We start from the raw sequence: 20,577 nt of genomic DNA, 5'->3' as shown, positions 1-20,577 counted from the left end.
TCACCGCCTGTTGCTGCACTGTCAATTCGGTACTCCTAGGTTCCGGAAGCGCGCGACCCCGCCGCGGCCGTGCGGTGGGGCGGCCATCACCACCCCTTCAGGAGTGAGACGTGGAGCGACGCAGTTTCCTGCGTGGAGCGGTCATCGGCACGTCGGCCGCCGCCTTCGGCGGCACGCTGATGCGGGGCGCGGCCTACGCCGCCCCGGCTCAGCCCGGCCCCGGCCCCTACGGGGCCCTCGGCGCGGCGAACGCCAACGGCATCCAGCTGCCGAGCGGGTTCACCAGCCGGATCATCGCCCGGTCCGGCCAGACCGTCGGCGGCACCTCGTACACCTGGCACAACGCCCCCGACGGCGGCGCCTGTTTCGCCGACGGCACCGGCTGGATCTACGTGTCGAACTCGGAGATCAACCCGTCCGGCGGCGCCAGCGCGGTCAAGTTCAACTCGTCCGGCTCGATCACCGGCGCGTACCGCATCCTCTCCGGCACCCGCCAGAACTGCGCGGGCGGCAAGACCCCGTGGAACACCTGGCTGTCCTGCGAGGAGGTCAGCCTCGGGTACGTCTACGAGACCGACCCGTACGGCGTGAACGCCGCCGTCCGCCGCCCCGCCATGGGCCGCTTCAAGCACGAGGCCGCCGCCGCCGACCCGGTCCGCCGGGCGATCTACCTCACCGAGGACGAGAGCAACGGCTGCTTCTACCGCTTCCTGCCCACCACCTGGGGCAACCTCTCCTCCGGCACGCTCCAGGTCCTGAAGGCCGGCACCGCCACCTCCGGCTCCTTCACCTGGCAGACCGTCCCCGATCCGGACGGCTCCCCCACCTACACCCGTGACCAGGTCTCCGGCGCCAAGCGCTTCAACGGCGGCGAGGGCTGCCACTACGCCGACGACAAGGTCTGGTTCACCACCAAGGGCGACAACCGCCTGTGGCAGCTGAACCTCACCACCAACACCTACGAACTCGCCTACGACGACTCGCTCGTGGTCGGCGGCGGCGCCCCGCTCACCGGCGTGGACAACGTCACCGGGTCGTCCTCCGGCGACCTGTTCGTCGCCGAGGACGGCGGCAACATGGAGATCTGCGTCATCACCCCGGACGACGTCGTCGCACCCTTCCTGCGGATCACCGGCCAGTCCAGCTCCGAGATCTGCGGCCCGGCCTTCTCCCCCGACGGCAAGCGGCTGTACTTCTCCAGCCAGCGCGGCACCACCGGCAGCTCCTCGGGCGGTATCACCTACGAGGTGACCGGACCGTTCCGGGCGTAACACAGCACCTGCTGGGCGCCCGCCCCGAGGAGGGCGGCGCCCAGTGGCGTCAGGGTGTGCAGCACCGAATTGCCGTGCCGCAGGGTCACCACCAGACCCGCGTCCCGGAGCACGCCCGCGTGCTGGCTCGCCGAGGCCAGGGAGACCCCCGCCCGGCGGGCCAGTTCGCTCGTCGTACTGCCGTCGCCGATCGCGTGCAGCACCGCCGAGCGGGTGTGGCCGACCAGCTTGCCCAGCGACGTACCGCCAGGCTCGCTGCACACCGGCGCGTCCGTGTGCGTGATCGGATAGACCAGGACCGGCTGGAGCTCCTGGTTGCGGTACATCACCGGCGTACCCCGGCAGAAGTACGACGGCTGGAGCAGCAGGCCCCGCCCGTCGAGCCGCACCTCGCGGTCGACCGGGTAGTCGGCCTCCAGGACCGGCGCCCGCCAGCGCAGCATCGGCGGGAGGGTGGCGAGGAGTTCGTCGGCGCCGCCGTCGAGGACCGCCCGGCCGCGCACGGCCCGGTCGGCCTCCACCCGCGCCTGGATGTAGGGCCACTGCGGTTCGACGGCGGCCCGGTGGTAGCTGCGCAGAGTGCCCACGAGGCGGCTGAGCTGCTCCTGGCAGCCCTCGGCGAGGGCGGCGAGCGGGGCGGGCAGCACCCGGCTGCCGGCGCGGTCGCAGGCGAGCAGGGCCAGCTCGTGGTGGAGCCGGGCCGGCGGTGTCGCCCGGATCGCCTCCAGGCCCTCGTCTAGCCCGAGGATGCCCTGCGGCGGGGTCAGAAAGTCCGGGAAATAGCCCCGGCTCGGCACGAGCGCTCCGAGGAGTCGTGTTTCACCGTTCAACCTGGCACGTGTTTCGGAGCGCCATTCCCCGAAGACCATCGGACCGCGCCGGTCCCTCAATCGGTGAAAGCTGAGAATCGTTTCCCACAACACATCCGGCCGGGCGGCCATCCGCACCCCGGCAAGGTCGTCACCGGTGAAATGAATCCGCAGCATGAAACCCCCACTGTTGCACCCGCAATCACCCCCGTCGAAGAGTATGCACAGCATCACAGGACGTTACCAGGGTGTTTCAGCCACAGTTGAAACGCATCGCGGAGACCCGGGGCAAACCGAAAAGCTGTGCGTGTCGGGCAGGAAACCTTCAGGACCGAGGTGACGTCGTGAAGACCGTGGGGGGCTTTGCGCGTCCGGCGGCGGTCGGCGAAGGTTGCGGCTCACTTGCCCGACAGCGGTAATGGGCGCGGCTGCCGGGTGGGGATCCGGCGGCCGCGCCCCCACCATTGTTTGCCAACCGAATGGCGGAAATTCGCCGCCGGGCGGCCGGTCAAGCCGGAGTCAATAGTCTGTCAAATTGTCCGGCGTTCAACAGGCCAGAATTCAACCGGCCGGGATTGAACAAGCCGCACAGGACGACTGCACAAGAACTCACATTTCCTTACCGGGACGAATGCCGACGGGGCGGGACACCTCCGCACAAGGTGCCCCGCCCCGTCTCTTTCCTCACCAGCCGGCCACCGCCCGTCGGTGAGGGTCGCGATGACCGACGGCGGCCGCGGGTGGCCTGTGGCCTGTGGATCAGCGGCTGTCCGAACCGGTTGCCGTGGCGGCCGCCCGGCCCGCCTCCAGACGCGCCACCGGGATCCGGAACGGCGAGCAGGAGACGTAGTCCAGCCCCACCTCGTGGAAGAAGTGCACCGACTCCGGGTCGCCGCCGTGCTCACCGCAGACGCCCAGCTTCAGGTCGGGCCGGGTGGCCCGGCCGGCCTCCACCGCGCTGCGGACGAGCGAGCCGACGCCGTCCTTGTCGATGGTCTCGAACGGCGAGACACCGAAGATGCCCTTCTCCAGGTACGCGGTGAAGAAGCTGGCCTCCACGTCGTCCCGGGAGAAGCCCCACACCGTCTGGGTGAGGTCGTTGGTGCCGAAGGAGAAGAACTGCGCGGCCTCGGCGATCTGACCGGCCGTGAGCGCGGCCCGCGGCAGCTCGATCATCGTGCCGATGGTCAGCTTGAGGTCCACACCGGTGGCGGCCTCGACCTCGGCGATGACCGCGTCGGCCTCCTCGCGGACGATCTCCAGCTCCTGGACCGTGCCCACGAGCGGGATCATGATCTCGGGCCGCGGGTCGCCCTTGGCGTTCTTCCGCTCCGCGGCGGCCTCGGCGATCGCCCGTACCTGCATGGTGAACAGGCCGGGGATGACCAGGCCGAGCCGCACACCGCGCAGACCCAGCATCGGGTTCTGCTCGTGCAGCCGGTGCACGGCCTGGAGCAGCCGCAGGTCGTTTTCGTTGTGGTCCTTGCGGGACTCGGCGAGCGCGACGCGCACCGACAGCTCGGTGATGTCGGGGAGGAACTCGTGCAACGGCGGGTCGAGCAGCCGGACCGTGACGGGCAGCCCGTCCATCGCCTCGAACAGCTCGACGAAGTCCTTCTTCTGCAGCGGCAGCAGCTGCTCCAGGGCGGCCGAGCGCTCCTCGTCGGTGTCGGCGAGGATCAGCCTCTCGACCATCTCGCGGCGCTCACCGAGGAACATGTGCTCGGTGCGGCACAGGCCGATGCCCTGGGCGCCGAAGCGGCGGGCGCGCAGCGCGTCCTCGGCGTTGTCGGCGTTGGCCCGTACGCGCAGCCGGCGTACCCGGTCCGCGTACGCCATGATCCGGTGGACGGCCTGGACCAGCTCGTCGGCGTCGTCGGCGCCGGCGTGCATACGGCCCTCGAAGTACTCGACGACCGGCGACGGCACGACGGGCACCTCACCGAGGTACACCTTGCCGGTGGAGCCGTCGATGGAGACGACGTCGCCCTCCTCGATGACCGTGCCGTTGACGGTCATCCGGCGGCGCTTGGTGTCGACCTCGAGCTCCTCGGCGCCGCAGACACAGGTCTTGCCCATGCCGCGGGCGACGACGGCGGCGTGCGAGGTCTTGCCGCCGCGCGAGGTCAGGATGCCCTCGGCGGCGATCATGCCGTCGAGGTCGTCGGGGTTGGTCTCGCGGCGGATCAGGATGACCTTCTCGCCCGAACGCGACCACTTGACGGCGGTGTAGGAGTCGAAGACGGCCTTGCCGACCGCGGCACCCGGCGAGGCGGCGATGCCACGGCCGAGCAGCTCGGTCTTCGCGCTCTCGTCGAAGCGCGGGAACATCAGCTGCGCGAGCTGGGCGCCGTTGACCCGCTGGAGGGCCTCGGGCTCGTCGATCAGGCCCTGGTCCACGAGCTGGGTGGCGATCCGGAAGGCGGCACCGGCGGTGCGCTTGCCGACCCGGGTCTGGAGCATCCAGAGCTGGCCGCGCTCGATGGTGAACTCGATGTCGCAGAGATCCTTGTAGTGGGTCTCCAGCGTCTCCATGATCGTCATGAGCTGGTCGTACGACTTCTTGTCGATCGACTCGAGGTCGGCCAGCGGCACGGTGTTGCGGATACCGGCGACGACGTCCTCGCCCTGCGCGTTCTGCAGGTAGTCGCCGTAGACGCCCTGGTGGCCGGAGGCGGGGTCGCGGGTGAAGGCGACACCGGTACCGGAGTCGGGGCCAAGGTTGCCGAAGACCATGGAGCAGACGTTGACCGCGGTACCGAGGTCGCCGGGGATGCGCTCCTGGCGGCGGTACAGCTTGGCGCGGTCGGTGTTCCAGGAGTCGAACACGGCCTTGATGGCGAGGTCCATCTGCTCGCGCGGGTCCTGGGGGAAGTCCCGGCCGGCCTCGCGGGAGACGATCTTCTTGAAGTGCTTGACGATCTTCTTGAGGTCGCCGGCCTCCAGGTCGGTGTCGACCGTGACGCCCTTGGCCTGCTTGGCCTCCTCGAGGGCGTCCTCGAAGAGCTCGCCGTCGACACCGAGGACGGTCTTGCCGAACATCTGGATGAGGCGACGGTACGAGTCCCACGCGAAACGCTCGTCGCCGGCCTGGGTGGCGAGTCCGGTGACGGACTCGTCGGAGAGGCCGATGTTGAGGACGGTGTCCATCATGCCCGGCATGGAGAACTTGGCGCCGGAGCGGACCGAGACGAGGAGCGGATTGTCGGCCTGGCCGAGCTTCTTGCCCATCTGCTGCTCGAGGGCGTCCAGGTGGGCGCTGACCTCGTCGCGCAGGGCGGCGGGCTCGGAGCCGCTCTCCAGGTAGACCTTGCAGGCCTCGGTGGTGATGGTGAAGCCGGGGGGAACCGGCAGACCGAGGTTGGTCATCTCGGCGAGGTTCGCGCCCTTGCCACCGAGCAGGTCCTTCAGGTCCTTGTTGCCCTCGGTGAAGTCGTACACGAACTTCTGATCTTTGTTTTCCGACACGGGTCTCGACTCCTCGAGGACTCGGTGGCTGCCCTGACGGCGAGGAACATACCCAGATCGAAGGCGCCTGGGTATGTACGCCTACCCGTCATACGGCCTTAACCACCCGTCCGCCACCAGATCGAAAGTGACTAGGGGGTAGGGAACGGGTGGTCAACTCCTTCATCCCTCGAAGTCCGCTTGACTCAAACCTGAGACTGCACGCTCAGATGAGCGGCTGATCGAGCACTTGCGTTCAAGTCTTGAACGCAGAAAGGGTGGCACTCCGTGCCACCCTTTGAGAAGTGCAACCGCTCCCCGAATGCTCATCTGAGCGCCACCCCTATCAGGGGTGGCGAGAATCACGCTCTTCCGAAGCCGGAAATCCAGCATCCGGACCCCGTCCTGAGCCCCCTGGAACCGGACTTGACCGGCCCGTGACCGGCCCGGGATCAGCCGCCGGAGGTGTCCAGCTCGGCGTCCGCGCTCACCGCCGCACAGTCGTACGGGTCCTTCAGCCAGCCGTCCGGCAGGACGACCCGGTTGTTTCCGGACGTACGGCCCCGCGGACCGTCCGCGCCCACCGGCCACGGCTGGTCCAGGTCCAGCTCGTCCAGCAGCGCGCGCAGCTCACCCAGCGAGGAGGTGACCGCGAGCCGCTTGCGCATCTCCGAACCGACCGAGAAGCCCTTCAGGTACCACGCCACGTGCTTACGGAAGTCGATGACACCCCGGGCCTCGTCGCCGATCCACTCACCGAGCAGCTGGGCATGGCGCACCATCACGTCCGCGACCTCCCGCAGCCCCGGCTGCGCGTACTGCCCGGTGCCCTCGAAGCCCGCCACCAGGTCCCCGAACAGCCACGGCCGCCCCAGGCACCCGCGCCCCACGACCACACCGTCACAGCCGGTCTCGCGCATCATCCGCAGCGCGTCGTCCGCGGACCAGATGTCGCCGTTGCCGAGGACGGGAATCTCGGGCACATGCTCCTTGAGCCGCGCGATCGCGTCCCAGTCCGCCGTACCGCCGTAGTGCTGCGCCGCCGTCCGGCCGTGCAGGGCGATGGCGGTGACCCCCTCCTCGACCGCGATCCGCCCGGCGTCGAGGAAGGTGATGTGGTCGTCGTCGATGCCCTTGCGCATCTTCATGGTGACCGGCAGATCCCCGGCCCCGGTGACCGCCTCCCGCAGGATCGCCCGCAGCAGATGCCGCTTGTACGGCAGCGCGGACCCCCCGCCCTTGCGGGTCACCTTCGGCACGGGGCAGCCGAAGTTCAGATCGATGTGATCGGCGAGGTCCTCCTCGACGATCATGCGAACGGCCTTCCCGACGGTGACCGGGTCGACGCCGTACAGCTGGATCGACCGAGGCGTCTCCGTCTCGTCGAAGTGGATCAGCTGCATGGTCTTCTCGTTGCGCTCGACCAACGCCCGCGTAGTGATCATCTCGCTGACGAACAGCCCCTTGCCGCCGCTGAACTCGCGGCACAGGGTGCGGAAGGGTGCGTTGGTGATACCGGCCATGGGGGCGAGCACGACCGGGGGCTGTACGACGTGCGGGCCGATGGCGAGAGGAGAGAACGCGGTCATCCACTCATTGTCGCCCACAACGGAGATCGTTAGTTCCGCGCACTATCGAGCGGGGGTGTTGCCAGTCGGGGTCGCTACGCCGCGTACGCAAGTGATGACGCTTTGCCTTCCGGCCCGTGAACCGGGGAGGCATGCAGGAGCAGGACACGACCGTGTTCTGGGAACCGTACGAGAAGGGGTATGCCTCGCGCCTCACGCAGCCCTTCGGCGGCAAGGTGCACATCCCGGCGCCGTTCGACTGCGAGCTCGACACCTCGGACTTCGAGCCGGCCCCCGCCCAGGGCGACTGAGGCAGCAGAGAGACAGATGTGGGCCCGGGGGTGCACCCCCGGGCCCACTACTCGTTACGCGTTCCTACTCCTCGGCGCCCTGGGCGTCTTCCGTCTGCTCCGGCTGGGACTGGGCGCGTTCGCGCATCTTGCGGAGGAGTTCCTGCTTCTGGTCGGCGGCCGCCTTGCGGTCGGCGTTGCGCGCCGGGCCGTTGCCCTGCTGGTCGGCGCGGGACAGCTTGCGGCGCTGGCCGCCTACGCCCAGCAGGTTGTTACGGCTCTTGGCCATGGGGTTCTCCCATTCGGGGTGAGATGTGATCCGGGAATCGTCTGGTGGAGGGCGGGACGCTCGGCCCGCCGCACTCTCACTCGTAGATCTGGAAGAACGAAGACATACCCGTGACGCTACCTGGTCGCGGGAGCCTGAGGCACCCGGTTTTCAGGCGCGCGGCGGGACCGGGTCGTGGAAGCCGCGGCGGCGGGCCGCGGCGGGGCGGCAGCGCAGCAGCCGTGCCAGGATCAGGCCGCCGCCACGGAGCGCGCCGTGCCGGTGGAGCGCCTTCACCGCGTAGGTGGAGCAGCTCGGGGTGTACGGGCAGCACGCGGGGCGGGTCGGGCTGATCGCGACGCGGTAGCGGCGTACGGACCGGTACATCGCGGAGGCGACCCGGCCGGAGGGGCGCGGCGCGGCGGGATCGTCGCCCCTGACGAGCGAGGCGGAGGTGCGGAACAGGGGAAGCAGCAGGGCTGACTGTGCCCATACACCGCCGCAGCAGCACGGGTGGAGCGTGAGGTCGCAGGCGTTCTCGCAGAAACCTTCCTTCTGCTCTGGCGGCCCGTCCGGCCGGCTCTTGTGCCTGTTGTTCCCGCTGCTCTTCGCCACCGCGTTCTCCCCTTCGGACCGAGTGGATCATACGCGGCGTGACTCATGACGAATGACAGATATTGAAATCTGTCAGCTGTCATGCGACTCTCGAAGACATGAACACAAACGCCACCCTTCGCCCCCGTCCCCTCGGCGCCACCGGCCCCTCCGTCTTCCCTCTGGGCCTCGGCTGCATGGGCATGTCCGCCCTCTACGGCGAGAGCGACCGCACCGAGTCGATCGCCACCATCCACGCGGCCCTCGACGCCGGCGTCACGCTCCTCGACACCGGCGACTTCTACGGCATGGGCCACAACGAGCTCCTGATCAACGACGCCCTGCGCACCGCCCCCGCCGCGCTCCGCGCCCAGGCGCTGACCAGCGTGAAGTTCGGTGCGCTGCGCACGGTCGAGGGCGGGTTCACCGGCTACGACGGCCGGCCGGACGCGGTCAAGAACTTCGCCGCGTACTCCCTCCAGCGCCTGGGGACCGACCACATCGACGTCTACCGGATCGCCCGCGTCGACCCGGACGTGCCGGTCGAGGAGACGGTCGGGGCCATCGCCGAGCTGGTGGAGGCCGGGCACGTCCGGCACATCGGGCTGTCGGAGGTGGGCGCGGCGACGCTGCGCCGGGCGGCCGCGGTGGCGCCGATCGCCGACCTCCAGATCGAGTACTCCCTGATCTCCCGCGGCATCGAGGACGAGATCCTGCCGACCGCTCGTGAGCTGGGCATCGGCGTCACGGCGTACGGGGTGCTGTCCCGGGGCCTGATCAGCGGGCACTTCACCCACGACCGGGAGCTGGCACCGGGTGACTTCCGGGGCATGAGCCCGCGTTTCCAGGGCGACAACCTCCACCACAATCTGAATCTGGTGGAGCAGCTGCGCACGGTCGCCGAGCGGAAGGGCGCCTCGGTGGCGCAGATCGCGATCGCCTGGGTGCTGTCCCGGGGTGAGGACGTGGTGCCGCTGGTGGGGGCGCGGCGGCGGGACCGGCTGGCGGAGGCGCTCGGTGCGCTGGAGGTGTCGCTGGAGGCCGCCGATCTGCTGGCGATCGAGGCGGCGGTGCCGGTGGGCGCGGCGGCCGGGGAGCGTTATCCACAGGCTCAGATGGCTCACCTCGACAGTGAGCGGTGAGCCGGTACGGTCTATCGCATGTCGCCGTCGCCAGAGATCTTGACCCCCGAGCGCATCCTCGAAGCCACTGAGGACGTGTTGCGTCGCTATGGCCCGACCAAGGCGACCGTCGTCGATGTGGCGCGGGCGCTGGGGGTCAGCCATGGCAGTGTGTACCGGCACTTCCGTACGAAGGCGGCGCTGCGCGAGGCGGTCACGGCCCGTTGGCTGGGGAGGACCGAGGAGTTGCTCGGGGAGCTCAGCGAGGAGCCCGCGAAGACCGCCGAGGAGAAGCTGCGGCAGTGGCTGGCGGTGCTCTTCGAGGCGAAGCGGCACAAGGCGGGGGACGACCCGGAGCTGTTCGCGACGTACGGAGTGCTGATCCAGGAGGCGAGCGGGGTGGTCGACGAGCATCTGCTCGTGCTGATCGGCCAGCTCGCCGCGATCATCGGGGAGGGCGTGCGGTCAGGGCAGTTCGCGGCGCGGGATCCGTTGGCGGCGGCGCGGGCGGTGTTCGACGCGACGGCCCGATTCCATGATCCGGTGTATGCGCCGCAGTGGGAGCGGCCGGAGATCGACGACGAGTTCCGGGCGGTGTGTGAGCTGCTGCTGCGTGGGCTCCGCGCGTAAGGACGAAAAGGCCGAGGCCCCTGGCCCCCGCTGTCGCGGGGGCCAGGGGCCTCAGTCGTGCCTATCGCCCGGTCAGCAGCCGAGCAGGCGGCTGCCGAGGTAGGCCTGGATCTGGTCCAGGGAGACGCGCTCCTGCTTCATGGTGTCGCGCTCGCGCACGGTCACCGCGTTGTCGTCCAGGGTGTCGAAGTCGACGGTGACGCAGAAGGGGGTGCCGATCTCGTCCTGGCGGCGGTAGCGGCGGCCGATGGCGCCCGCGTCGTCGAACTCGATGTTCCAGAACTTGCGCAGGTCGGCCGCGAGACCCTTGGCCTTCGGCGACAGCTGCGCGTTGCGGGACAGCGGCAGGACGGCGACCTTGATCGGGGCCAGGCGCGGGTCGAGGCGCATCACGGTGCGCTTCTCCATGACGCCCTTGGCGTTCGGGGCCTCGTCCTCGTTGTAGGCGTCGAGCATGAAGGCGAGCATGGCGCGGTTCACGCCGGCCGCCGGCTCGATGACGTACGGGGTGTAGCGCTCCTTCGACTCCTGGTCGAAGTAGACGAGGTCCTGGCCGGAGGCCTCGGAGTGGGCCTTGAGGTCGAAGTCGGTGCGGTTGGCCACGCCTTCGAGCTCGGAGAACTCACTGCCGCCGAAGTTGAAGCGGTACTCGATGTCGGCGGTGCGCTTCGAGTAGTGGGACAGCTTCTCCTTCGGGTGCTCGTACCAGCGGATGTTCTCCTCGCGGATGCCGAGGTCGCGGTACCAGTTCCAGCGCTGCTCCATCCAGTACTCGTGCCACTGCTCGTCCTCGCCGGGCTTGACGAAGAACTCCATCTCCATCTGCTCGAACTCGCGGGTGCGGAAGATGAAGTTGCCGGGCGTGATCTCGTTACGGAAGGACTTGCCCATCTGCGCGATGCCGAAGGGCGGCTTCTTCCGGGCGGTCTGCTGGACCTGGGCGTAGTTGGTGAAGATGCCCTGGGCGGTCTCGGGGCGCAGGTAGGCCTTGGAGCCGGTGTCCTGGGTCGGGCCGAGGTGGGTCTCCAGCATGCCGGAGAACTGCTTCGGCTCGGTGAACTGGCCCTTCACACCGCAGTTGGGGCAGTTGATGTCCGCAAGGCCGTTCGCCGGGAGGCGGTTGTGCTTGGCCTCGTACGCCTCTTCGAGGTGGTCGGCGCGGTGGCGCTTGTGGCAGGCGGTGCACTCGGTCAGCGGGTCGGAGAAGGTGGCGACGTGGCCGGAGGCGACCCAGACCTCGGGGGCGAGGATGACGGAGGAGTCGATACCGACAACGTCCTCGCGCGAGGTGACCATCGCGCGCCACCACTGGCGCTTGATGTTCTCCTTGAGTTCGACACCCAGCGGTCCGTAGTCCCAGGCGGCGCGCTGGCCACCGTAGATCTCGCTGCACGGGTAGACGAAGCCACGGCGCTTGCTCAGGCTGACGATGGTGTCGATCTTGTCGGCGGCCACGGTGCTCTCTTCATTACGACGACGAAGTGCGAATGCTTCAGATTACCGGCGGCCGCACCCCCCGGATCAAATCGATGGGTGACGGAGGGCACTAAGGCGCTTTGTTGACAATCGTTTCCAGATTTGTTGAAAATGACTGTCATGAACGTACGCCGTCTGATACCCACCACCGCCGTCGCCGGAGCCGTCGCGCTCGGCCTGTTCTCCCTGTCCGCCTGCTCCGGTTCCGCGGAGTCCGCCGACAAGAAGAGCGACGGCAAGCTGGACGTCGTGGCGTCGTTCTATCCCATGCAGTACCTCGCCGAGCAGATCGGTGGCGAGCACGTCTCCGTCCGTACGCTCACCGAGCCGGGCGTCGAGCCGCACGACCTGGATCTGCAGCCCAAGGAGCGGGGCAGCCTCGAAGAGGCCGACTTCATCCTCTACCTCAAGGGTGTCCAGCCCGCCGTCGACGACGCGATCAAGGACGCCGGGGTGAAGAACACCGTGGACGCGGCGACCCTCACCAAGCTGGAGAACCACGGCGCCGAGGACGGCCACGACCACGGGGCGCACGCGGAAGAAGGCCACACGGAAGAAGAAGCCGGCCATGGGCACGAGCACGAGCACGAGGCCGGTGGCGACCCGCACCTGTGGCTGAACCCGGTGAAGTACGCCGAGGTCGCCAAGGGCGTGGGAGCGGCGCTGGAGAAGGCGGACCCGGACAACGCGGCCGCGTACCAGAAGAACACCTCCGCGCTGGTGAAGAAGCTGACCGCGCTCGACGCCTCCTTCGAGAAGGGGCTGGAGAAGACGGACACCAAGACCTTCATCACCACTCACGCCGCCTTCGGCTACCTCGCCGAGCGCTACGGCCTGGACCAGGAGGGCATCTCCGGCCTGGACCCGGAGGCCGAGCCGAGCCCGAAGCGGATCCAGGAGCTCCAGCAGGTGGCGAAGGAGGAGAAGGTCACGACCGTCTTCTTCGAGACGCTCGCCAGCGACAAGACCGCGAAGACCCTCGCGAAGGACACCGGCCTGAAGACGGACGTCCTGGACCCGCTGGAGGGAATCACGGACAAGTCCAAGGGCGAGGACTACATCGAGGTGATGCGGTCCAACCTCACCGCGCTGCAGAAGGCTCTCGGCGCGAAGTGACGCAGAAGTGACGCACGCAGGCAGGAACGTAGTGGAGGCGACGCCGGCCATGGATCCCGTCATATCCGAGCCCGTCATGTCCGAGCCCGTGACATCCGAGCCCGTGATATCCGTCCGCGGTGGCACCGCGGCGCTCGGCTCGCGTCCCGTCCTGCGCGGGATCGACCTCACCGTGAACCGCGGTGAGGTCGTCGCGCTGCTCGGCGCCAACGGCTCGGGCAAGTCGACCGCCGTACGGTCGGTGATCGGGCAGGTCCCGCTCACCGGCGGCGGCATCTCCCTCTTCGGCACCGAGTTGCGGCGCTTCCGTGACTGGGGACGCGTCGGGTACGTGCCCCAGCGGACGACGGCCGCGAGCGGGGTGCCGGCCACCGTGCGTGAGGTGGTCACCTCCGGCCGGCTGTCGCGCAAGCGGTTCGGCTGGCTGTCGCGGGCGGACCGGGCGGCCGTCGAGCGGTCGATCGAGCTGGTCGGGCTGGCCGACCGGGCCAGGGACTCGGTGGCCGCGCTGTCCGGCGGTCAGCATCAGCGGGTGCTGATCGCGCGGGCGCTGGCCGCCGACCCCGAGCTGCTGATCATGGACGAGCCGATGGCCGGGATCGACCTGGCCAGCCAGGAGATCCTCGCCTCGACCCTGCGCGAGCAGGTCGCGGGCGGGGCGACGGTGCTGCTGGTGATGCATGAGCTGGGGCCGCTGGAGCCGCTGATCGACCGGGCGGTCGTGCTGCGGGACGGCTGTGTGGTCCATGACGGGCCGCCTCCGAAGGCCGTCGGCCAGCACGCCCTGCCCGGGCACGACCACGTACATCCGCACGCGGCCGGTGAGCCGCTTCGCACGGGACTGCTGACCTGACACATGGATTTCCTGGAACCTGCCTTCATGCAGCGCGCGCTGATCGCGGCCGTGCTCGTCGGGATCACGGCGCCCGCCGTCGGCATCTATCTCGTGCAGCGCCGGCAGGCGCTGATGGGCGACGGCATCGGCCATGTCGCGATGACCGGTGTCGGGCTCGGCTTCCTGATGTCGACGAACCCGGTGTGGATGGCGACGCTCGTCTCGGTCGTCGGCGCGGTCGCCATGGAGCTGATCAGGGCGTACGGGCGTACGCGCGGCGACATCGCGCTCGCGCTGCTCTTCTACGGCGGCATGGCGGGCGGTGTGCTGCTGATGAACATGGCGGGCGGCTCGAACGCCAATCTTCTGTCGTACCTCTTCGGGTCGCTGTCGACGGTCTCCGAGGAGGATGTGACGGCGATCGTGCTGCTGGCGGCGTTCGTGGTGGCCGTGACGGTGGGGCTGCGGCGTCAGCTGTTCGCGGTGAGCCAGGACGAGGAGTTCGCGCGGGTCACGGGGCTTCCGGTGCGGGCGCTGAATCTGCTGATCGCGGTGACGGCGGCGGTGACGGTGACGGTCGCGATGCGGGTGGTCGGTCTGCTGCTGGTGAGTGCGCTGATGGTGGTGCCGGTGGCGGCGGCGCAGCAGCTGACGCGGTCGTTCCGGGTGACGTTCGTGCTGGCGGTGGTGATCGGTACGGGTGTGACGCTGTCCGGGACGATCATCACGTACTACCAGGATGTGCCGCCGGGCGCGACGATCGTGCTTCTCGCGATCGGGGTGTTCGTGGTGCTGACGGCGCTGGCGGCGCCGCTGGCCAGGCGCCGCGCCCGGGTGGCGGCGGTGGCCGGCGCGGGTTCCGGGGGGCCTGGGGAAGGCGGGGACGGCTGTGATGTGGCGGTTCCCAGCACGCGCCGTTCGGGCGACGACGTGACGGCCTGACCTGGCCGGAGCGACGGCCTGGCACAATGGCGGCCATAGGCATCCATCTGGTGAGGAGGCACCTGTGGCGACGGCAGGACCCCCCGTGCGCGGCCGGTCGACCCGGCAGCGGGCCGCCGTGTCGGCGGCACTGAACGAGGTGGACGAGTTCCGCAGCGCGCAGGAGCTGCACGACATGCTCAAGCACCGCGGTGACTCGGTCGGTCTGACCACGGTCTACCGCACGCTTCAGTCGCTCGCGGACGCGGGCGAGGTCGATGTGCTGCGCACCAGCGACGGCGAAGCGGTCTACCGCCGCTGCTCGACGGACGACCACCACCACCATCTGGTGTGCCGTGTGTGCGGCAAGGCTGTCGAGGTCGAGGGCCCGGCGGTGGAGCAGTGGGCGGAGACGATCGCGGCGCAGCACGGTTTCGTGAATGTGGCGCACACGGTGGAGATCTTCGGCACGTGCGCGGAGTGCGCGGCGAAGTGATCCGTCCGTGACGGCATGACGAAGGGCCCGTACCGGTCGAACGGTACGGGCCCTTCGTTCACGCCCTGCGTGTTACTTGGCGAGGCCGCTCTCCATCTTCAGGAGTTCCTCGTTGGGGACCGCGCCGCCGAAGCGGCGGTCGCGCTGGGCGTATTCGAGGCAGGCGCGCCACAGGTCGCGGCGGTCGAAGTCGGGCCACAGGACGTCCTGGAAGACCATCTCGGCGTACGCGCTCTGCCAGAGCAGGTAGTTGGAGGTGCGCTGTTCGCCGCTGGGCCGCAGGAACATGTCGACGTCCGGCATGTCCGGGTAGTACAGGTACTTCTGGATCGTCTTCTCGCCGACCTTCGACGGGTCGAGCTTGCCCGCCTTCACGTCCTCGGCGATGGCCTGCATGGCGTCCGCGAGCTCCGCGCGCCCGCCGTAGTTCATGCAGAAGTAGAGGGTGAGCCGGTCGTTGTCCTTGGTCTGCTCCTGGGCGATCTGGAGCTCCTTGGCCACCGACTTCCACAGCTTGGGCATCCGGCCGACCCAGCGCACCCGGATACCGAGCTCGTCGAGCTGGTCGCGGGTCTTGCGGATGAAGTCGCGGTTGAAGTTCATGAGGAAGCGCACCTCGTCCGGGGAGCGCTTCCAGTTCTCGGTGGAGAAGGCGTACAGGGAGATGGCCCCGACGCCCATCTCGATCCCGCCCTGGAGGACGTCGAGCACGCGCTCGGCGCCGACCTTGTGGCCCTCGGTGCGCGGCAGGCCGCGGTCCTTCGCCCAGCGGCCGTTGCCGTCCATGACGATCGCCACGTGGTTCGGCACGAGCTCGCCCGGGAGCTTCGGGGCGAGCGCGCCGGAGGGGTGCGGCTCGGGGGCCTTGTACTCACGGCGGGACCGCCCGAGGATTCCGCGTCGTGCCATGGGGTCACACTCTCCTAGCTCTTCTCTACGTACCGCAGCGAGCGCAGGCCGCGCTCCAGGTGCCAGTGCAGATAGGCGGACACCAGTCCGCTGCCCTCCCTGACGTGACGTGGCTCGCACGCGTCCGCCGTGTCCCAGTCGCCGGTGAGCAGCGCGCTGAGCAGGCCGATGGCCTCCGCAGAGGGTACGACGCTGCCGGGGACGCGGCAGTCGGCGCATACGACTCCGCCCTGTCCGACCGAGAAGAACCGGTTGGGTCCGTGGATGCCGCAGCGGGCGCAGTCCTCGAAGCTGGGCGCGTAGCCGTTGACGGCGAGGGAGCGCAGGAGGAAGGCGTCGAGGACGAGGTGCGGGGCGTGCTCGCCGCGGGCGAGGGTGCGCAGGGCGCCGACGAGCAGGAGGTACTGCTGGACGGAGGGCTCGCCTTCGTTCTCGGTGAAGCGTTCCGCGGTCTCCAGCATGGCGGTGCCGGCGGTGTAGCGGGCGTAGTCGGTGACGATTCCGCCGCCGTAGGCGGCGATGGTCTCGCTCTGGGTGCACAGGGGCAGGCCGCGTCCGACGAGGTCGCTGCCGCGGGCGAAGAACTGCACGTCGACGTGGGAGAAGGGTTCGAGCCGCGCCCCGAACTTGGACTTCGTGCGCCGGACTCCGCGCGCCACGGCCCGTACGCGGCCGTGGCCGCGGGTGAGGAGCGTGATGATGCGGTCCGCCTCGCCCAGCTTCTGGGTGCGCAGCACGATGCCGTCGTCGCGGAACAGACTCATGGGGCCATTGTCCCGTACGGCCGGGGGGCGCCGGTCCCCCGGGCGGGGTACGGGGTCGTGGGTTCAGAGGTCGTCGGGCAGCAACCGGAACGCGGTGTGCGCGGTGAGCGGCCTCATCATCCGGAAGTGGGTGTCGGAGGTGAACATGTCCGCGGTGTGGAAGGCGGCGGCGAGGGACACGTTCATGGCGTCCGCCAGTCCGACACCCTGTCCGCCGGCGGCGTCCCCGTAGCCACGCATCACGGCCATGGCGCTTCGGAGGTGGGGCTGGGTGTCGGGGATCTCGAAGCGGCGTGCTTCGGCCTGGCGGGCGATGAAGTCGAGCGCGTTCATGGAGGCCCCGGCTCCCACCCTCTGGGTGAGGAGGTAGTCGAGTTCGGTGAGGACCATCGGTGAGACGACCAGGTGGCCGACGCGAGCCAGCGCTTGCCGGTGGGCGAGGTGGGCTGGGTCCTTGGGGGTGAAGAGCCGGTAGAGGGCGTTGGTGTCGGCGATGGCCACGGCGATGTCAGACATCGGTCGCGCCCATCCCGCGCAGAACGTCGTCGATGTCCGCGTCGCTCAGCGCGGGCCCTCCCAGATCCGGGATGTCCAGGTCTCCCATCGGGTCTGTCCTGAACGGATAGGAGGGCCTCCCGAGCGTTCCCCCCCTCGGCACGATGTCCCCTATGGGGACTCCGTCCTTGGTGATCGTGATCGTTTCGCCGGCTTCGACGCGGGCCATGACGCGGGAGGTCTGCTGGTTGAGCTCCCGCAGCGGTACGTCCCTGCTGGTGTCCATGAAGCCGAGCGTACTACTCGTTCTACACCCCAGCGACCTCCCTTCTCGATCAAGGGACCTCGCCCCGGCTCCGTGCGTTCGCATACGCCGTCGCCGCGCTCAGCCGCTCGGCCGCCGTCGCCATCCGTACGCCCTCGGGATCGCAGTCCCATTCCCGGCCGCCTCCGAACGGTCTCAGCTGTACGTACGGCCCCACATGTCCCATCACACGCCCCACGCGTCCGGTGCGGATCTCGACGACGTACGACCCGACGGGCAGTACGGCCATCACGGTCACTCCTCCCCCGGTAGTGCAGCGGTCAGCCGGCGGGCGGTCTCGACCGTGCAGCGGCCCAATTCGACGAGCGGCCGGGGTGTTTCGTACGCACAGGAGACGGGATCGAGCCCCAGGGAGGGAAGCGTGACACCGGCCTTCCGAAGGGCCGAGCGCAATTCCGCCACCGCCTCTCGCGCGTCCGCGACGCTCCCGGCCGGAGCGTCCTTCGATGGTTTCTTCATCGCCATGACGGCCCTTTCCAAATCAATTTCCCGCTTACCCACACCACTGTGACCCCGGCTGCTTAGAATCGTCCGTTGCACACGCGCTACAACTGCGGAGCAGCACAGGGGAGTTAACCCATGGCCAACAGGTCGAAGCAGTCTGCCTGGGAGTTCTTCGGGGAGGAGCTGAAGCGGATACGGGAGGCGGCGCCCATGACGCAGGACCAGCTGGGGCGGCGGGTGTTCGTTTCGGGCGGCTACATCGGCCAATTCGAACAGGCGATTAGGAAGCCGCAGCGGATCTGGCGATCCGAATCGACGAGGTCCTACAAACCGGAGGTATTTTCGAGCGGATGTGGCGGAAGCTGATCGCGGACGCGCCGTATGCCTCGTATTTCGCGCCGGTCGCGGAGCTCGAACGGCTGGCCACGAAGATCTGCGAGTTCGCGCCGTCGGTCGTGCCGGGGCTGCTCCAGACCGCCGCGTACGCCCGGGCGATCACGATCGCGGCCAATCCGTTCGCCACGGAGGCGTACGTGGAGGAGACGGTCGACGGCCGACTGGAGCGGTCGGAGATCCTCAGCCGCACTACACCACCCGAGTATTGGGTGACATTGCACGAGAACGTGCTACGGATCCCGGTGGGCGGCCCGGCCGTGATGGCGGAGGCGCTGGAGCACATCGCCGCTGCGATGCGGCGGCGGGCGGTGCTGGTGACGGTGCTGCCGTACGCGGCGGGGGCGCATGCGTACATGACGGGGACGCTGAAGCTCATGGAGTTCGCGGAGGAACCGCCAACCGCCTATATAGAGACCGCGTTTTCGGGGACTTTGCTGGACGATCCGGCGGTGGTGAAGCGGGTGCAGCGCGCCTACGATCTGCTCAGGGTCGCCGCACTGTCGCCGGAGGCGTCCCTGGCCCTGATCGAGTCGGCGGCTGAGGACTACAGACGATGCGCGAGTACGACCTGACGAACGCCCGCTGGTTCAAGAGTTCCTACAGCAACGGGCAGGGCGGCGACTGCGTCGAAGTGGCGTACGACTTCACGGGCGCCGCCTGGCGCAAGAGCAGCTACAGCAACGGCGAGGGCGGCGACTGCGTCGAAGTCCTTGACGACGTCCCCGGTGTCGTCCCCGTCCGGGACTCCAAGAACCCCGACGGCCCCGCCCTCGTCGTCGGCGCCGCGGCCTGGCGCGCGTTCGTCGCGGGGCTCTAGCCGCGCCGGCGGGCGTTGAGGCGGGCGGCCTGGCGGGTCAGGTGGTCGCGTTCGGCGAGGTTGGGGGCCTTCTGGGCCGCCTCGGCGTACAGCCGTGCCGCCGTCGTCAGGTCGCCGTCGCGCTCGTGGAGGTACGCCGCCACCGCGGCGTACCTCGGCAGGGACTCGTCCAGTGCCGCGAGCGCCGCGAGGCCCGCGCGGGGTCCGTCGGCCTCGCCGACCGCCACCGCGCGGTTGAGACGGACGACCGGGCTGTCGGTCAGGCGGGCGAGTTCGTCGTACCACTCGACGATCTGGACCCAGTCGGTCTCCTCGGCGGTGGGCGCGTCGGCGTGGAGGGCCGCGATGGCGGCCTGGGCCTGGAACTCGCCCAGCCGGTCGCGGGCGAGGGCTGTCTGAAGGATCTGGACGCCTTCGGCGATCGATGCGGTGTCCCACCGGCCGCGGTCCTGTTCGGCGAGCGGCACCAGGCTGCCGTCGGGGGCGGTCCGGGCCGCGCGGCGGGCGTGGTGGAGCAGCATGAGGGCGAGCAGCCCGGACACCTCGGGGTGGTCGATCGCGGCGGCGAGCTGGCGGGTGAGACGGATGGCCTCGGCGGCGAGGTCGATGTCGCCGGAGTAGCCCTCGTTGAAGACGAGGTAGAGGACGCGCAGGACGACGGCGACGTCGCCGGGGTGGTCGAACCGTACGCCGGAGACGGTGCGCTTGGCCCGGCTGATGCGCTGGGCCATGGTGGCCTCGGGGACCAGGTAGGCGTGGGCGATCTGGCGGGTGGTGAGTCCGCCGACGGCGCGCAGGGTGAGCGCGACGGCGGAGGAGGGTGTGAGCGAGGGGTGGGCGCACAGGAAGTAGAGCTGGAGCGTGTCGTCGACGTCGGGGGCGGGTCCGGGCGGTGGCTCTTCGTCGACGAGGTCCTCGCGCCGGCGGCGGGCGGTGTCCGCGCGGGTGGCGTCGAGGAACTTGCGCCAGGCGACGGTGACCAGCCAGCCCTTGGGGTCGCGGGGCGGGTCGGCGGGCCAGGTGCGGAGTGCCTCGATGAGGGCGTCCTGTACGGCGTCCTCGGCCGCCGCGAAGTCGGCTCCGCGGCGGACGAGGATGGCGAGGACTCTGGGGGTGAGGCTCCGGAGCAGGGCCTCGTCCATGGCGGGTGTCACTCGGTGATGGTGGGGTGCGCCGTGAGGAACGGGCGTACCTCCAGCCATTCGTGGATGGGCTTTCCGCCCGCGCCGGGGGCGGCGGACAGTTCTCCGGCGAGTTCGACGGCGCGGTCGTAGCTGTCGACGTCGATGATCATCCAGCCGGCGATGAGGTCCTTGGTCTCGGCGAAGGGGCCGTCGGTGACCGGCGGGCGGCCTTCGCCGTCGTACCGGACCCAGGCCCCTTCGGGGGCGAGCGCCTGGCCGTCGACGTACTCTCCGGTCTTCTCCAGCCGGGCCGCGAAGTCGTTCATGTACTGGATGTGGGCGGAGATCTCCTCCGGCGTCCACTGGTCCATGGGGACGTCGTTGACCGGGGTCGGGGCGCCGCGGTAGTGCTTGAGCAGCAGGTACTTGGCCATGATCGCTTCTCCTCGGTGCGGTGCGAC

At 69.3% G+C, this 20,577-nt stretch carries 23 protein-coding genes and 1 pseudogene; 10 read left to right on the top strand and 14 right to left on the bottom strand.

Annotated features, from left to right (window positions below):
- The first annotated feature begins 110 nt into the window (after window positions 1-110).
- On the top strand, window positions 111-1,271 hold the full coding sequence (locus IEZ01_RS23495; RefSeq protein ID WP_189203611.1) for a PhoX family protein: 1,161 nt from the start codon (window positions 111-113) through the stop codon (window positions 1,269-1,271).
- On the opposite strand, the gene IEZ01_RS23490 is transcribed toward IEZ01_RS23495, so the two are convergent.
- The 3 genes from IEZ01_RS23490 to dusB all read right to left on the bottom strand — a co-directional run bounded on the left by IEZ01_RS23490 (window position 1,241) and on the right by dusB (window position 7,116).
- Window positions 1,241-2,257, bottom strand: a complete 1,017-nt coding sequence (locus IEZ01_RS23490) for an ArsR/SmtB family transcription factor (protein ID WP_189203609.1) — start codon at window positions 2,255-2,257, stop codon at window positions 1,241-1,243. The genes IEZ01_RS23495 and IEZ01_RS23490 overlap by 31 nt on opposite strands.
- Before the next feature lie 582 nt (window positions 2,258-2,839).
- A complete protein-coding gene (ppdK, locus tag IEZ01_RS23485; protein ID WP_019886117.1) occupies window positions 2,840-5,548 on the bottom strand; it encodes a pyruvate, phosphate dikinase in 2,709 nt (902 codons plus the stop codon).
- Between the two features lie 431 nt (window positions 5,549-5,979).
- On the bottom strand, window positions 5,980-7,116 hold the full coding sequence (gene dusB, locus IEZ01_RS23480; RefSeq protein ID WP_019886118.1) for a tRNA dihydrouridine synthase DusB: 1,137 nt from the start codon (window positions 7,114-7,116) through the stop codon (window positions 5,980-5,982).
- 131 nt (window positions 7,117-7,247) lie between these two features.
- On the opposite strand from dusB, the gene IEZ01_RS23475 reads away from it, so the two are divergent.
- Window positions 7,248-7,406 (top strand): hypothetical protein, encoded by a 159-nt coding sequence (locus IEZ01_RS23475; RefSeq protein WP_189203607.1) that lies wholly within the window; start codon window positions 7,248-7,250, stop codon window positions 7,404-7,406.
- Between the two features lie 64 nt (window positions 7,407-7,470).
- Here the strand turns inward: IEZ01_RS23475 and IEZ01_RS23470 are convergent, their stop codons facing one another.
- On the bottom strand, window positions 7,471-7,674 hold the full coding sequence (locus IEZ01_RS23470; RefSeq protein ID WP_019886121.1) for a DUF6243 family protein: 204 nt from the start codon (window positions 7,672-7,674) through the stop codon (window positions 7,471-7,473).
- Window positions 7,675-7,824: 150 nt separating this feature from the next.
- Window positions 7,825-8,268 (bottom strand): membrane protein insertion efficiency factor YidD, encoded by a 444-nt coding sequence (gene yidD / locus IEZ01_RS35150; protein ID WP_229833179.1) that lies wholly within the window; start codon window positions 8,266-8,268, stop codon window positions 7,825-7,827.
- 98 nt (window positions 8,269-8,366) lie between these two features.
- On the opposite strand from yidD, the gene IEZ01_RS23460 reads away from it, so the two are divergent.
- Both IEZ01_RS23460 and IEZ01_RS23455 read left to right on the top strand, forming a co-directional pair.
- Complete coding sequence (locus IEZ01_RS23460; protein ID WP_189203605.1) at window positions 8,367-9,389, top strand: aldo/keto reductase; 1,023 nt, start codon at window positions 8,367-8,369, stop codon at window positions 9,387-9,389.
- Between the two features lie 18 nt (window positions 9,390-9,407).
- Complete coding sequence (locus IEZ01_RS23455) at window positions 9,408-9,998, top strand: TetR/AcrR family transcriptional regulator (protein ID WP_019886124.1); 591 nt, start codon at window positions 9,408-9,410, stop codon at window positions 9,996-9,998.
- A 72-nt stretch (window positions 9,999-10,070) separates the two neighbouring features.
- Here IEZ01_RS23455 and IEZ01_RS23450 read toward each other — a convergent pair whose 3' ends face one another.
- On the bottom strand, window positions 10,071-11,453 hold the full coding sequence (locus IEZ01_RS23450) for a glycine--tRNA ligase (protein ID WP_019886125.1): 1,383 nt from the start codon (window positions 11,451-11,453) through the stop codon (window positions 10,071-10,073).
- Between the two features lie 141 nt (window positions 11,454-11,594).
- On the opposite strand from IEZ01_RS23450, the gene IEZ01_RS23445 reads away from it, so the two are divergent.
- From IEZ01_RS23445 to IEZ01_RS23430, 4 genes are all read left to right on the top strand, one after another.
- On the top strand, window positions 11,595-12,590 hold the full coding sequence (locus IEZ01_RS23445) for a metal ABC transporter substrate-binding protein (RefSeq protein WP_019886132.1): 996 nt from the start codon (window positions 11,595-11,597) through the stop codon (window positions 12,588-12,590).
- Window positions 12,591-12,666: 76 nt separating this feature from the next.
- Window positions 12,667-13,443, top strand: a complete 777-nt coding sequence (locus IEZ01_RS23440) for a metal ABC transporter ATP-binding protein (protein ID WP_189203603.1) — start codon at window positions 12,667-12,669, stop codon at window positions 13,441-13,443.
- 3 nt (window positions 13,444-13,446) lie between these two features.
- Window positions 13,447-14,367, top strand: coding sequence for a metal ABC transporter permease (locus IEZ01_RS23435; RefSeq protein ID WP_189203601.1), 921 nt, complete (start codon window positions 13,447-13,449; stop codon window positions 14,365-14,367).
- A gap of 64 nt (window positions 14,368-14,431) precedes the next feature.
- Window positions 14,432-14,842, top strand: coding sequence for a Fur family transcriptional regulator (locus IEZ01_RS23430; RefSeq protein ID WP_019886137.1), 411 nt, complete (start codon window positions 14,432-14,434; stop codon window positions 14,840-14,842).
- A gap of 72 nt (window positions 14,843-14,914) precedes the next feature.
- On the opposite strand, the gene IEZ01_RS23425 is transcribed toward IEZ01_RS23430, so the two are convergent.
- From IEZ01_RS23425 to IEZ01_RS23400, 6 genes are all read right to left on the bottom strand, one after another.
- The gene (locus IEZ01_RS23425) at window positions 14,915-15,751 is read right to left on the bottom strand and encodes an isoprenyl transferase (protein ID WP_019886139.1); all 837 of its coding nucleotides are present in this window, start codon (window positions 15,749-15,751) and stop codon (window positions 14,915-14,917) included.
- 14 nt (window positions 15,752-15,765) lie between these two features.
- Window positions 15,766-16,515, bottom strand: a complete 750-nt coding sequence (recO, locus tag IEZ01_RS23420; protein ID WP_019886140.1) for a DNA repair protein RecO — start codon at window positions 16,513-16,515, stop codon at window positions 15,766-15,768.
- A 63-nt stretch (window positions 16,516-16,578) separates the two neighbouring features.
- Window positions 16,579-17,031 carry a PIN domain-containing protein gene (locus IEZ01_RS23415; protein ID WP_019886142.1) on the bottom strand — a complete coding sequence of 151 codons (453 nt, stop codon included), beginning with the start codon at window positions 17,029-17,031 and terminating at the stop codon, window positions 16,579-16,581.
- Window positions 17,024-17,296: a type II toxin-antitoxin system Phd/YefM family antitoxin gene (locus IEZ01_RS23410; protein WP_019886143.1), complete on the bottom strand. Its 273-nt coding sequence runs from the start codon at window positions 17,294-17,296 to the stop codon at window positions 17,024-17,026. The genes IEZ01_RS23415 and IEZ01_RS23410 overlap by 8 nt, the downstream gene beginning before the upstream one ends.
- A gap of 49 nt (window positions 17,297-17,345) precedes the next feature.
- Entirely contained in the window at window positions 17,346-17,564 is a 219-nt protein-coding gene (locus IEZ01_RS23405; protein ID WP_019886144.1) for a hypothetical protein, read from the bottom strand.
- 5 nt (window positions 17,565-17,569) lie between these two features.
- On the bottom strand, window positions 17,570-17,800 hold the full coding sequence (locus IEZ01_RS23400) for a hypothetical protein (protein ID WP_028797505.1): 231 nt from the start codon (window positions 17,798-17,800) through the stop codon (window positions 17,570-17,572).
- Window positions 17,801-17,914: 114 nt separating this feature from the next.
- Here IEZ01_RS23400 and IEZ01_RS23395 point away from each other — a divergent pair.
- Both IEZ01_RS23395 and IEZ01_RS23390 read left to right on the top strand, forming a co-directional pair.
- Window positions 17,915-18,747: pseudogene (locus IEZ01_RS23395) on the top strand (helix-turn-helix domain-containing protein).
- On the top strand, window positions 18,729-18,992 hold the full coding sequence (locus tag IEZ01_RS23390) for a DUF397 domain-containing protein (RefSeq protein ID WP_189203599.1): 264 nt from the start codon (window positions 18,729-18,731) through the stop codon (window positions 18,990-18,992). Before IEZ01_RS23395 ends, IEZ01_RS23390 begins: the two are co-directional and overlap by 19 nt.
- On the opposite strand, the gene IEZ01_RS23385 is transcribed toward IEZ01_RS23390, so the two are convergent.
- Together IEZ01_RS23385 and IEZ01_RS23380 are read right to left on the bottom strand one after the other, a co-directional pair.
- Window positions 18,989-20,134 carry an RNA polymerase sigma factor gene (locus IEZ01_RS23385; RefSeq protein ID WP_189203689.1) on the bottom strand — a complete coding sequence of 382 codons (1,146 nt, stop codon included), beginning with the start codon at window positions 20,132-20,134 and terminating at the stop codon, window positions 18,989-18,991. The two genes, IEZ01_RS23390 and IEZ01_RS23385, sit on opposite strands and share 4 nt — an antisense overlap.
- Before the next feature lie 8 nt (window positions 20,135-20,142).
- Complete coding sequence (locus tag IEZ01_RS23380) at window positions 20,143-20,550, bottom strand: YciI family protein (protein WP_019886148.1); 408 nt, start codon at window positions 20,548-20,550, stop codon at window positions 20,143-20,145.
- Window positions 20,551-20,577: the final 27 nt, after the last annotated feature.

Origin of the sequence: Streptomyces purpureus (assembly GCF_014648195.1) — a bacterium.
Classification (GTDB): Bacteria; Actinomycetota; Actinomycetes; order Streptomycetales; family Streptomycetaceae; genus Streptomyces; species Streptomyces purpureus.
This window is presented reverse-complemented; position numbering and strand designations above follow the sequence as displayed.